The organism is Pseudomonadota bacterium, assembly GCA_011049115.1.
GTDB lineage: Bacteria > Desulfobacterota > Anaeroferrophillalia > Anaeroferrophillales > Tharpellaceae > DSCM01.
In genome coordinates, this window is record DSCM01000089.1 from 1 (window position 1) to 13,376 (window position 13,376).

Consider the following 13,376-nt stretch of genomic DNA (forward strand, 5'->3'; position numbering starts at 1 on the left):
ATTTCCAGAGCGGCGGCTGAATCAGCCAGACCCGAATCGACCCGGGGAAAGCTCGTTTGCATCAGACTGAGCGGTGCCCCCGCAAGCCGGGGCAGAGCCTGCCAGATCTCTTCGCAGACAAAGGGCATGATCGGATGCAACAGCCGGACGATCTGCTCCAGACTGCGATGGAGCACGGTTTGCGCCAACCACCGCCGCCTCTGATCCTGACTTTGAAACAGATCCGGCTTCACCAGTTCCAGATACCAATCACAGAACTCATGCCAGATAAACTGATACAGAACCTGCGCGGCATCGTTAAAGCGATATTCGTCAAAAGCCGCGCCAACCTCGCCAATCGTCTGATTCAGACGATGACTGAGCCAGCGGTTGGCCAGGCTCATCCCTTCCGAGGGCCGATCATCGGCCGACGGCTGAAAGTCCTCGAGATTCATCAGGGTAAAACGGGCCGCGTTCCAGAGTTTGTTGACAAAGTTGCGATAGCCGCTGATCCGGGCTTCGGAAAGGCTGACATCACGCCCTTGCGCGGCGAAGGCGGCCAACGTGAAACGCAGGGCGTCGGCGCCGTACTGATCGATGATAATCAACGGATCAATCACATTGCCGCGTGATTTACTCATCTTCTGGCCATGTTCGTCGCGCACCAGGGCATGGATATAAACGTCCCGGAAAGGAACTTCATCCATGAATTTGAGGCCCATCATCATCATACGAGCGACCCAGAAGAAAAGAATATCAAACCCGGTGACCAGCACCGCGGTCGGATAATAGGTTCTTAAAGTCGCGGTCTGCTCCGGCCAGCCCATGGTCGAAAAAGGCCAGAGCCCCGAGGAAAACCAAGTATCCAGAACATCGGTTTCCTGACGCAGAGGCCCGCCGCAGTCGGGACAGGAGGTCGGATCCTGACGGGCGACGATCATCTTGCCGCAGGCATCACAGTACCAGGCCGGAATCCGATGCCCCCACCAGATCTGCCGGGAAATGCACCAGTCGCGGATATTTTCCATCCAGTTGAAATAGGTTTTCTCCCAGTTTTTCGGAATTATCCGGGTTTTCCCATCCTGGACCGCGGCCACCGCCCGTTCGGCCAGCGGTTTGATTTTGACAAACCACTGATTGGAAAGATAGGGCTCGATAATCGTCCGGCACCGATAACAATGGCCGACATTATGCTGATAGTCCTTGATTGCGGACAGCCGGCCCTGTTTTTCGAGATCGGCCACCACCCGCAGGCGACAAGCCTCACGGGTCAAGCCGGCATAAGGCCCGGCATTCTCGTTCATAACCCCTTTTTCATCCATGACCTTGATCATTTCCAGGCCGTGACGCAAACCCACCTCAAAATCATTGGCGTCATGGGCCGGGGTGATTTTGACCGCTCCGGAACCAAACTCACGATCGACATAATCATCGGCGATAATCGGAATCCTCCGCCCCAGCAGAGGCAGCACCACTTCCTTGCCGATCATCTCCCGATAACGTTCATCCGCGCCGTTGACGGCGACCGCCGTATCCCCGAGCATGGTTTCCGGCCGGGTGGTGGAAACGATAATCGAACCACTGCCGTCAGCTAATGGATACTCAAGATCCCAGAGCCGCCCTTCATTATGCTCCTCGAATTCAACCTCCAAATCGGAAAGCGCGGTATGACAGCGGGGGCACCAGTTGATAATATAGTCTCCCTGATAGATCAGCCCCTCCTCATACAATGAGACAAAAACCTCACGCACCGCCCGCGAAAGCCCTTCATCCATGGTGAAACGCTCCCGCCGCCAGTCGCAGGAAGAACCGAGCCGCTTGAGCTGATTGATAATCGTACCGCCGGATTCACGGCGCCATTGCCAGACCCGCTCAATAAATTTTTCCCGACCGATGGCATGGCGGTCCAGACCTTCGGCGGCCAGCTGTCTTTCCACCACGTTCTGAGTCGCGATGCCGGCATGATCGGTGCCCGGCATCCACAGCACATTGCGCCCCTGCTGACGGTGATAGCGGGCCAGGATATCCTGCAGAAGGTTGTTCAACGCATGGCCCATATGCAGGGAGCCGGTAACATTGGGCGGCGGGATGACCATTGAGAAAGGCTGGCCAAAGGCCTCGGGATCGGCTTCGAAACAGCCGTTTTCTTCCCAGAAGGCGTACCATTTACCCTCAATCTGCTGAGGATCGTAATTCTTTTCAAGGGTTTTGACTTGGGGGTCGGAACTTTCGGGCATACCTGGTTTCCTTGTCAGATCTTTTTAAGTTACAACTATTCGCCGCTCCGCTGGGTTTAATCAGACGAATACGTTTTTTCGTGGTCCAGTCCGCGAGGCCCGCGATGAATAGTTACGACAGTTGAAAGACTACGCTTCTGAAAGTCTAAGCCTCGCGGGCTTTCGCCCTGAAGGAAAAAAATAAGTTACTGCCCGGCTGGGCTTTCTTCTTCATCTGCCTCATTCTCAAGCTTTTTCTCCAGCCGGGCGATTTCAGCCTTGATAACCTTTTCCGCCAGCGGCGGAATCACTTCTCGAGCCACCTGATCGACAATAGTAGGGGCCAGATCACCAATCGCCTTGATCATCTTGTCCATGCTTGAATAGGTGGTTTTCAGAAGCTGTTTGCTCCACTCTCGGGTCAGACTTTCTATCTGCCGAGAGAAATCATCATTAACCGGCTCCGGCCAGACTTCCGGTTCAGGAGAAAGCGGCCGGCGCTTAAACATATCGACCTTTCGATTCTCCGCAAGATCATCCCCCCACAAATAATCCTCGGGGCTTTCAGCGGCGGCCGCGGGTTCTCCGGATGCGGCCATTGTCCCAACTTGCTCCTCGGCCGACAAAGAGGTCAGCGGCTCCGCAAGGCCCTCGTCCTCAACCGCCACCGCCGATGCTTCCGCAACCTCGTCCTGAACCTCAACATCAAACGCCGCGTCAGCTTGCATGAGTCCGTTATCCAGAAGATCAGGTTCCGAACGGTTTTCTTCCTCAGAGCTACCGTCCTCGACCGCCACCGCGCTGACCATGAAATCCGTTTCCGCGTCGCGTTCTTCACTGACAAGTTTTTCCGGATCGAACGCTGCGCGAGTCACCGCTTCTTTATCAGGGGTTTCAGCTGCAACTTCCGCAACCGTTGTTTGCGGGGCGTTTGCCGTAGCGCCCGCGGCCTCACAGGCAGCAGCTTCGGACCCTGGCGCCATAGAAGGGATTGCCGAGAAATCAGCTTCCACGCCGTTTGTGGTCGCGCTCCCCGTAACCGCTGTTGTCTTGATTTGCCGGGTCCGCGGCGCGGGTTCGGTTTCGAGTTCCTTCAGCAAATCATCCAGATCCATAAGTTCATCTTCAACAGACAGGCCAACCGTCCGCCCATCCCCTTCAGCCCGGTTTTCCGAAGCCGAGGATGTTTCATTCGAAGCGTCAACCTCCAGGGTGAGGCCAGCATTTTTCAACTCCCGCAGGGTCAGGTCTTCCGCTTCCGGCTCTGCTTCCAGCTCAAGATCAGCGAACTCCTCGGCTGGAAGCAGCGTGTCGAAATCAGCCTCCGTCACCGGCTGTAATTTCCCCGAAGCCTCGGCCTTAACCTGACGCTTGTCATCGAAATCCCTCTCGGCGGCAATGGCAATGAGATCATCTTCCGCCAAGGAATCGAACAGCTCCATCGCGCTGAAATCCTCATCCAGATCTGAAGCCGCCACATCCTGGCCCCCGACAGACTCTTCCTCCCGCCCCTCCCCACCGCCTGCCAGGGGGGCGGGAGAAACCGGTGTTTCAGCTTCAGACATGTCGGGAAGCTCATCCAGAGGCAGGCCTTCATCAACAATTTCCGTCAGTTCCAAAATCTTCACCGAAGCATCTCCAGACTTAGCCATCATCGTTTCCTTTTCCTGATAAATTTCCTTGGCGGCGAAGCGGATTCCCGTTATCCGCTGCAAAAAAAGACGCAACTCGGCCCCGCTGAAAGGAAGCCGCAGGAGATTGTCATCCGGCAACCGACAAGGGAAAACATCTTCCGCCGCATCCGGAGGCAAGATCCCGACCACCGCCAGATCGTCATTCACTTCCTGCAGGAACTTCCGTAACGGGTGGCTTTCGAGCGGATCATTTTCCGACTCCGGCACAAGGATTACGGCTCTTACCCCAGGTTCTGAAACCAGTGCCGAAAGCTTTTCGACCTCGGCCAGTGCTATAGCCCCGACCCCGTAGAGAGAGAGTTCCGCCTTGAGAAATGAGGCCAGAGGCTTCTGTTTACACAGGACAATAATGCTTGCCATCAGCGTCTTCCACAATCCTTCCCTCGCGAACGAAGTAAAAACCGGCCCTGCCACCCGCAGCCACCATCACCGCCAGTCCACTTACTCCGTGAACCTTTTTTTTGCAACCGCTGCGGAGTGCAGCCAAGTAGGTCAGCACTACCAACTACTGCGGGAGCAAGCCCGCAACCCCAGCGCTGCCATTCAGCTTCCGGTTTTTTCAAACCGAAAAGGAACTAAACTTTCAGCGCTCCCGCAGGCCATCCGTCATTCACCTTGGTTTTTCCTGGGTTTTCAGGCAACCTCCTGATCACGGTATTCCTTGAGTTTATTCCTCAGGGTTCGAATACTGATGCCCAGCCGGGCCGCAGCATGGGTACGATTGTCATCAACTTCACGCAGGGTTTTAAAGATCATGTAGCGTTCGACCTCGGCCAGGGTCGTGCCGACCACTGAAGGGCACCCAGAATCAAGGCTTTCGGATTCAATTTTCGGTTCCGGACTCTCGGAAGCACAATGCTTTTCCGGCAGCGGCGGAAGCCGATCGACCTCCGGCAGATGCTCGGAATCCATGAAAAAGTCAGCCAGTTCAAGCCGGGGTCCATCACCCAGAACCACGGCCCGCTCCACCATATTCTCCAGTTCCCGAACATTTCCGGGATAGTCATAGGACAGAAGAAAACGTCGCGCCGCTTCTGAAACCCCATGATAATCACGCTGATTAAGGCGAGAGTAGGAGGCAATGAAATTATCCAGCAACAACTCCACATCCTGTGGTCGCTCCCGTAAAGGAGGAATGGTCAGGGGAATAACATTGAGACGAAAAAAGAGATCCTGGCGAAAGTTACCCGCCTCCACCTCCTGCTGCAAATCCCGGTTGGTAGTAGCGATAATTCGCACATCCACCGGCACCGGTTGCCGCCCGCCAAGACGATCAACCTCTCCTTCCTGAATCACGCGCAACAGCTTGCTCTGCAAGGGCAAAGCCATTTCCCCGAGCTCATCCAGCAACAAGGTGCTGCCGTCCGCCTGTTCAAACTTCCCGATTCTCCGCTGGGTGGCTCCGGTGAAAGCACCCTTCTCAAAACCGAAAAGTTCACTTTCCAAAAGATTCTCGGGCAGGGCCGCGCAGTTGATCGCCACCATCGTCTTCTGGGCCCGAGAACTTTGGCGATGAATAAAACGCGCCAGCAGCTCCTTGCCGGTGCCACTTTCCCCCTGAATCAGAACCGTGGCCCGACTGGCCGCCGCCTTTTGCGCGAGCCGCAGCATGCGGATCATACCCGGATCACGGGAAAGCAGTTCCCCACTGCCCTGTCGGTCACTGATTCGAATTCGAGCGGCGACGATTTCGGCAATCCTGTCAGCCAGTTCGTCAATCGTGAAACTGTTTTTCAGAAGATAATCAAGCGCCCCGGCCCGAATGGAGCTGACCGCGCCGTCAATCGAGGGACGGCCGACAATCGCCAGCACCGGCAAATCGGGATAATTACGCCGCAGATAGAGTAATAAATTTCCGTTCTGGAACGGACAATCCAGTTCTCCCGCCAGAAGTAACGGCAGACCTGCTTCGGCAAAATAACCGTCAACATCTTCCGGCACCTCCGAAACCGTCAACCGCACTCCGCTCCGGGACAAAGCCCGGCCCAAAGCCGCCGTGAAATTTACATCACCATCCCAGAGCACTACTTTAATGACGAATTCTCCTGACGCCATCTGAAATCATCCACCGCTACCCGTGCCGCCGCGGTCCAGGAACTTGCTTGAAAACCCTGCTGAAGACGCCGCAGCAGGGTATCGACCTCCGGCTCCCGCCCCAGAGCCACCTGACAGAGCAACTGCCAGTAAAGCAGCTCCGCCGCTTCTTCCGGTGCAGCCAGCAACGCCAGTTTGGCAAACCAGGAAACGGCCCCCTCATAATCGCGCTCTTCAAACAAAACCCGCGCCAGACGATATCCCAGAAGCAAGCGCCGAGCTGCAGGAATCTCCCCGGGAAAGAGAAAAGCGGTCTTCACGGCCTGGCTCAGACTTTCCCGGGAGGCCGTTTTTTCTTCACGGCGCAGCCAGAGCTCGGCTTCCAGTTCCGCCGCCGCGACCCTCTCCTTCACCGCACTCTGCGGCAGCAACCTCCGCACCTCGCCCAGCGTCGCCAGGGCCTCAGGTAACTGCCCTTTCTCACTCTGCAACCGGGAGCGCAGCAGCAACATTCGGGCCCGCCAAAAAGGCGGCATCCGATCAATCTCCAACCCGCCCATGAGAGTCTCAGCCGCGCCGAAACTTTTCTGCCGGCAGAGAAGATCGGCAAGCCCCCACTTTATCTTAAGACTCTGCTCGTAGTCGGGTTTGAGCTTGTCAACCTCTTGATAAACTTTGAGCGCCGCCGCCTCACAACCCTCTTCGTGCAACGCCTCGCCCACCCAGAGAAGGGGATAGACCGAGGTCGGACGCGAAAGAAAATCTTCCCCGTAACGAATCTGCAAAGCCACAATTTCAGAATTTTTCCGGTCCTCGTGCAGCGCCCTGATTTCCGCGAAGAGAGTCTCCCGCAGGGTCGTGAAGGCCGCTTCGCGCAAACCCGGCTCAAGTTGCCGGGAAAGCATTTCATCCAAAACCAGACGGGCTTTCCGGTACTCCTGACGACCAAGATACAGCTGACCGAGATCCAGCCTGGCGATAGCTGTGTAAGGGCTCTCAGGATGCTTTTCCAGCAGATAAAGATAGGCCTTCTCACAATCCATAAAGGAAGTGTATTCTGCATGATCACGCAGCAGCCGCTCCCGCACCGGCTCATCCTGGCCCAGAATCGCCATCTTCAGGCGGGAAACAATATCGCCCTCACTTTCAGGGTACTCCTTGACCGTCGTCATGAACATCGACATGGCTTCCGCCGGTTTTCCCTCGAGCAACAGGATTTCGCCGATCTTGGCCAGGGCCAGCGGCGTATGAATATCCCCCGGAAAAAGACTGCGCATTCTGAAAAAATATTCTTTCGCTTCAGGGAAGCGTCCCAGACCATGGTAGGCGGTACCCAGCAGATAGAGGGACAGCGCGTCGTTTTGCAAAAAAACCGGGTTTTTCTCAATCCCGACCCGATAGTCCTCCAGCGCCTGACGGGGCCGGCCCAGATAAACCAGGGTATTGGCCCTATAGTAATGAGAGTAAACCGCAAAGCCCCCCTCAGGCTGCCTTTCCAGCAGCGTGGAGAAATCATTCAGGGCGTCGTCGTAACGCTTGAGAAAAAAATTAAGCCTGGCCAGGGCAAAATTCGCCGCTTCGGCAAAAGGACTGCCCGGATAGCGCAGCAGGAGCGCTCGATAAAGACCGGCCCCTTCATCATAGAACTCCATCTTCTCGTAAAGCCTCGCGACCTGCAGAAAGGCCCAGGGGGCTTCCTGATGATCGGCATGGGCGCGGGCCGCGGCAAGGAAATCATCAATCACCGCAATCAGTTTTTCCCGACCGTCATCCTCTTTCAGCACCATCTGGGCTCGAGCATCATAAGCACGAAAACGCGCCTCCGGCAGCAGAGGAGAATCAGGAAAAAGCTCATCTATTTTAGAAAAGAAATCAACCGCCGCCGCGTAGTCTTCTTCAGCATAGGCTTTCAACCCCTGAGCAAAAAGATCCTGGCCCGGCAACATCAGGTTCTCCGGCGCCACAAGCCCGGTCGCGTCCGCGCCGAAGATCGGTTTCTCGTCTCCTCCGGAAAGCAAAGCCTCGTCCCGGGACTCAGCTTCGCCGACACCGGGCGCTTCGGCCTCGGCAAGGGCCCGCTTGCCGGGCTCTGCTTCCTGTACAAAAGGCGCTGTCGGAACCACCAGAGCCGGCCTCGACAACGGCGCCGACGGGTCCGCAATTGTTCCTGAAGCCGGTTGCGTTAGAGGCGGCGGCACCTCAGTGGAAATCATGGGTTCAGTTTTGATTTTCGATCCCGCTAACGGCAGCATTTCCAGAAGCGGCCCGCCATCCTTGCCTACCGGAGCGGCTTCGGTCTCAGGCAGCAAAACCTTTCCCGAGTCCATCGGCAGGTCCGCGACAGGATTTTCCAGCGCGGCAATCCGACTAACAACCTCTTTTTCTCCAGGCCACAACGACTCGGCCCCCTCGGTTTTCAAGGCGGTCAGCGGCGAACTCGCTGCCGCAGCCACTTTTCCCGGCGGCGAAGCCGCGGCTTTTTCCCCGGAAACCGTATCGCCAGCTGCAAGCGTTTCAGCTTGGCCCGACAACGGCGCGGCCGCGACAGACAATTCCGTCCCCGGTTCCAGAACCCGAAGATCAATCACGCACATGGCCGGAGTTTCAAACAGGGAAGCGTTATAGGCATAGCTATTGGTTTTCAGGCGTAATGCAACTTCGAGATAGTGGTTCCGGTCCGTAATATCCACCCCCAGAAGCAAAGGATCTTCAACTACGTTAAGAGGCTCGGCCCCAAAATTATGAAATTCATACAGCTTGATCAGTAACCTTTGTTTTTCACGGTCTTCGGCGATTTCATAATAACCTCCCTGGTTAAGACGCATGACAACCCGGATTTTACCATGCTCCTTCTCGCTTTTAAGCTGTACTTTAAGCAGGTTTTTTCGATTTCGCTCAATCGCCGCCGCATTTTTTGGCTGGCCCATGAAAACCAGACAAAGACAGGCGGCCAGCCAACAACCAACCATTCGCCCCACCTTGCACCGGACTGAGCCGAATCTCCATCCCCGCCTCAACTTAATTCCTCCTCAAGCTGATTGCGACGAATCTTTTCAATCAGGGTCGTACGGTTTATCTGCAACAGCCGCGCGGCCTGTTCCTTGACTCCATGACTGCGCTTTAAAGCCTCGGCGATCAATTCCTTTTCCAAACGGGACACTTCAGATTTCAAAGAGAGACCACCGGCCGGCAAAGTGACCATAGCTGCCGGAACCGGCCCGGTTTCGGCTTCGACGACTTCCTCCTCCACTCGAAAAATTTTTTCCGGCAGATCCAGGGGCATGATCCAGGAGCCGGGTTTCATAACCGCCGCCCGTTCGATAACATTTTCGAGTTCCCGAACATTGCCCGGCCAATTATAACTCTTCAACAGCCACATGGCTTCCGGGGTAATCCCCGCCACCCGTTCATGAGGATCAAAATCGGCATTGAAAGAGCGCAGAAAAAACTCGGCCAACCCTTCGAGATCACCGCTTCTTTCCCGCAGGGGGGGCAGGGTGATGGAAACCACATTGAGTCGATAAAAAAGATCCTCGCGAAACCTTTTATCGGCGATATCCTTTTCCAGGTCACGATTGGTCGCGGAAACAATCCGCACATCAACCTTTTTGGGCTCCTTGCGCCAGCCCAGCGGCTCAATCGTCCGTTCCTGCAATAAACGCAGGATTTTGACCTGAAGCAGAGGCTCCATATCTCCGATTTCATCAAGAAAAACCGTACCTCCGTCGGCCATTTCAACCCGTCCGATGCGGTCCCCCACGGCGCCGGTAAAAGCGCCTTTGACATAACCGAAAAGTTCCGATTCCAGAAGATCCCGGGGAATGGCCCCACAATTAACCGGAACAAATGGCTTTCCCGAACGTCGACCAAGATCATGCAGGGCTCGGGCGGCCAGTTCCTTGCCGGTACCGCTTTCCCCCCGAAGCAAAACATTGCTCTCGGCGGCGGAAACCTTCAGCAGTTGCCGGTAAACCTCCTTCATGGCCTCGGAAGCACCAATCAGATGACAGAAACCTTCGGTAAATAAAATTTCATCGGAGGGCAGCCCCCGATCAAACGCAGCCGTCGCCCGGGCCCCGCTCAGACACTGTTCAATAACCCGGTTTGTCTCAGACTTGTCCAAGGGCGTAAACAGATAGTTATCAGCCCCTTTCTGCAGGGCCCGGCGAACGATACCCAGGGCTTCACGAGGACAGATCGCAATCACCGGACAGCTTCCGTTCCAGTTTTCCTTCAGAAACGGGAGCAAAACTTGCCAGGAGAAACCGACCTCTTCCCGACAGTCCACCAGAATAATTGCCGGACAACTGTCGGCCGGCAAGGTTTCAGGATGCGGAAGGACCATCAGGTCAACCCCGGCCGGCAGAACCCGGGCCAGTTCAGAAGACAGTTTTTTACTCTCCGTCAGGAGCAAACAGGATAATGTCATAAAAATTCAGTTTACCAGGCCCCCCGCGAAGAAGGGTTTGTAACTCGCTTGAGAATTCTACGAAAGATAATAGACTTTATCAATAACCCAGAAAAGGGAAAAAAACAAGCCGATGACAACCTGATGCGGGGATAAGCCCCGCATCCCAAACGATCCCTGCGGGCCGCAAACAAGTACTCGCATCAGTTCATCCATATGTTCTTTCAAAGCGAAAATAAACGGCGCGAGCCTAAAAGATACCGGCGACGGGCGTCCCGCAGGCCGGACAGGCGGCCCCGGAAATCTGATTACGAAGCACCGCGAAACCATAGCGTTCAACCAACACCTCACCACAATGATGGCAGACCGTATCTTCTCCTCCGATACCGGGAAGATTGCCGGCGAAAACATAACGCAGGCCCGAGGCCAGCCCGATTTCCCTGGCCCTGGAGATGGTTTCCGGAGGGGTAGCCGACACCCCGGTCAAGCGATAGGTGGGGAAAAAGCCGGTGACATGCCAGGGAATTGAAGGCGACAGGGAGACCAGGAAACGGGACATTTCCTGCAACTCAGATTCTCGATCATTGTACCCAGGGATCAACAGCGTAGTCACCTCGACCCAGATTCCGTGGCCGACAAAATCACTGATCGTCTCCAACACCGGACGCTTGCTTGCAACCCCACAAATACGTCGATAGAAACCATCCGACCAGGCTTTGAGATCGATATTGGCGCCCTGAATCAGCGGATAGAGCCGCTGTCTGGCCGCCGAGCTCAGGTAACCATTACTGACCATCAGATTAAGCAGACCCTTTTCCGCCGCCAGAGGAGCCACGTCCAGCATCATTTCAAAAAAAACCGTCGGCTCGGTATAGGTATAGGCCAGCGACCGACAACCCGTGGCCACCGCCTCCCGCACCAGTTCCGCCGCCGCCCGATGCCGACCGGGGAGCCTGCCTCCTTTCAGTTGCGACACCTGCGAAATCTCATAATTCTGACAATGTCGACATCTGAAGTTGCAGCCCGGGGCGGCGACGGAATAACTTTTAGAACCGGGATAAATATGATAGAATGGTTTTTTTTCGATCGGATCAACATGGGAGGCAACCACCAAATCGGCGACCCTGGTGTAAAGCACGCCGCCTTCGTTATAGCGCACGCCGCAGATGCCGCTCTGCCCAGGTTGCAACATGCAACGATGTGCGCAGAGTTCGCAACGAACCCGATGGTCTGACAACTTTGTGAAAAGTTCAGCCTGACGCATAAGTCACCTCCATAGCCAGCTGCAAAAGTCAGCTGCAAAAAAAATTATTGCTTTTTCAGCCCCGGTTCGGTATTTTTTTCAGTCGTTCTTTTTGATTTTTTTCGCCTCCAACTCAGGCCCCTTTAAGGAATTTTTATCCATGGCTACCATCAAACAGGCTCTGATAAGTGTCTCCGACAAACAAGGCATCGTCGAATTCTCACAACAGCTGATCGCTCTCGGGGTCCGCATCCTTTCCACCGGAGGAACCGCCAGGATCCTGCGTGACAACGGACTTGAAGTTGTCGAGGTTTCGGATTACACTGGTTTTCCGGAAATGCTTGATGGCCGGGTTAAGACCCTGCACCCCAAAATTCATGGTGGCCTTCTGGGACGTCGCGACCTGCCCGAACATCTCGCGAAAATGGCGGAACACAATATCGCACCCATTGACATGGTGGTCGTCAACCTCTACCCGTTTGCCGCGACCGTCGCCAAACCTGATTGCAAATTTGCCGACGCCATTGAGAATATTGATATCGGCGGGCCCACGATGCTACGTTCGGCGGCCAAGAATTATACGGCGGTAACCGTCATCGTCGATCCCGACGATTATGCCCAGATCATTACCGAAATGCAAGCTAACAATGCAGCCGTGAGTTCTCAGACCAATTTTACCCTGGCAAAAAAGGTGTTTCAGACGACCGCGCTTTATGATGGCAGCATCGCCAATTACCTAGGCTGTTTCCCCCGCCCTGACGCCCACCCACTGGAACTCAGTTTTCTGCCGGAAAGCTTTACCTGGCAGGGGAAAAAGGCTCAGGATCTGCGCTACGGCGAGAACCCCAACCAACGGGCCGCTTTTTACAAGGATCCGCACATAGACGAATCCTGCGTCAGCAATGCCCGCCAGCTGCAGGGCAAAGAGCTTTCCTTTAACAACCTTCTAGACAGCAATGCCGCCTTCGAACTGGTCAAGGAATTTACCACATCGACCGCAGTTTTCATCAAGCACAACAACCCCTGCGGCGCGGCTTCCGCCGACGATGAACCCCTGGCCGAAATCCTGCGCCGGGCCCGGGCCTGCGATCCGGTTTCCGCCTTTGGCGGCATCGTCGCTCTCAACCGCGAGGTTGATGAGGAAAGCGCCGCGGTGTTATGCGAAACCTTTCTCGAAACCGTCATCGCTCCGGGTTTCAGTCAGGCGGCGCGTAAGTTGCTCGCCGCCAAGGAAGCCCTGCGACTGCTCGAGGCTCCGCTGCTGACCGCGCCGCGAACCGGCGGTCTGGATATCAAAAAGGTCATCGGCGGGTTTCTGCTTCAGGAGCGGGATCTGAAAGAAACACCTTCCGACAACTGGCTGACGGTCAGTAATCGCGAAGCCACGGCCGAAGAACTGGAAAGTTTGAAGTTTGCCTGGAAAGTCTGTAAACATGTTAAATCCAACGCCATCGTCCTGGCCGTCGACAAGGTTCTGGTCGGAGTCGGTGCCGGCCAGATGAGCCGGGTGGATTCGGTCAAGCTGGCGATCATGAAAGCTCTGTCGCCTACGATTGGTTCGGTTCTGGCGTCGGATGCCTTTTTTCCTTTCCGCGACGGGATTGACACCGCGGCCCAGGCTGGAGTAAAGGCCATCATTCAGCCCGGCGGCTCAAACCGCGACAACGAAGTCATCGCCGCCGCCAACGAACATGGTATGGCCATGATCTTTACCGGCAATCGCCATTTTAAACATTAATACCGGCTCTGTCTGTCAAACCTTCATGGACTAAGGTTTTCGGCAAAAAATTTAAAACCGGCAA

Annotated in this window: 7 protein-coding genes; 1 reads left to right on the forward strand and 6 read right to left on the reverse strand. The window is 55.4% G+C overall.

Going from position 1 to position 13,376, the window contains the following annotated elements:
* The 6 genes from ENN66_07345 to amrS form a co-directional block, all read right to left on the reverse strand.
* Nucleotides 1-2,216: valine--tRNA ligase (locus ENN66_07345; GenBank protein HDS16406.1), on the reverse strand; the 2,216-nt coding region annotated here is incomplete at its 3' end.
* A gap of 185 nt (nucleotides 2,217-2,401) precedes the next feature.
* Complete coding sequence (locus tag ENN66_07350) at nucleotides 2,402-4,249, reverse strand: hypothetical protein (GenBank protein ID HDS16407.1); 1,848 nt, start codon at nucleotides 4,247-4,249, stop codon at nucleotides 2,402-2,404.
* Between the two features lie 273 nt (nucleotides 4,250-4,522).
* A complete protein-coding gene (locus ENN66_07355) occupies nucleotides 4,523-5,944 on the reverse strand; it encodes an AAA family ATPase (protein ID HDS16408.1) in 1,422 nt (473 codons plus the stop codon).
* Entirely contained in the window at nucleotides 5,914-8,892 is a 2,979-nt protein-coding gene (locus ENN66_07360) for a tetratricopeptide repeat protein (protein HDS16409.1), read from the reverse strand. The genes ENN66_07355 and ENN66_07360 overlap by 31 nt, the downstream gene beginning before the upstream one ends.
* A gap of 44 nt (nucleotides 8,893-8,936) precedes the next feature.
* The gene (locus ENN66_07365) at nucleotides 8,937-10,268 is read right to left on the reverse strand and encodes a sigma-54-dependent Fis family transcriptional regulator (GenBank protein HDS16410.1); all 1,332 of its coding nucleotides are present in this window, start codon (nucleotides 10,266-10,268) and stop codon (nucleotides 8,937-8,939) included.
* A 313-nt stretch (nucleotides 10,269-10,581) separates the two neighbouring features.
* Nucleotides 10,582-11,595 carry an AmmeMemoRadiSam system radical SAM enzyme gene (gene amrS / locus ENN66_07370; protein HDS16411.1) on the reverse strand — a complete coding sequence of 338 codons (1,014 nt, stop codon included), beginning with the start codon at nucleotides 11,593-11,595 and terminating at the stop codon, nucleotides 10,582-10,584.
* A 139-nt stretch (nucleotides 11,596-11,734) separates the two neighbouring features.
* On the opposite strand from amrS, the gene purH reads away from it, so the two are divergent.
* Nucleotides 11,735-13,312: a bifunctional phosphoribosylaminoimidazolecarboxamide formyltransferase/IMP cyclohydrolase gene (gene purH, locus ENN66_07375; protein ID HDS16412.1), complete on the forward strand. Its 1,578-nt coding sequence runs from the start codon at nucleotides 11,735-11,737 to the stop codon at nucleotides 13,310-13,312.
* The last annotated feature ends 64 nt before the right edge of the window (nucleotides 13,313-13,376 follow it).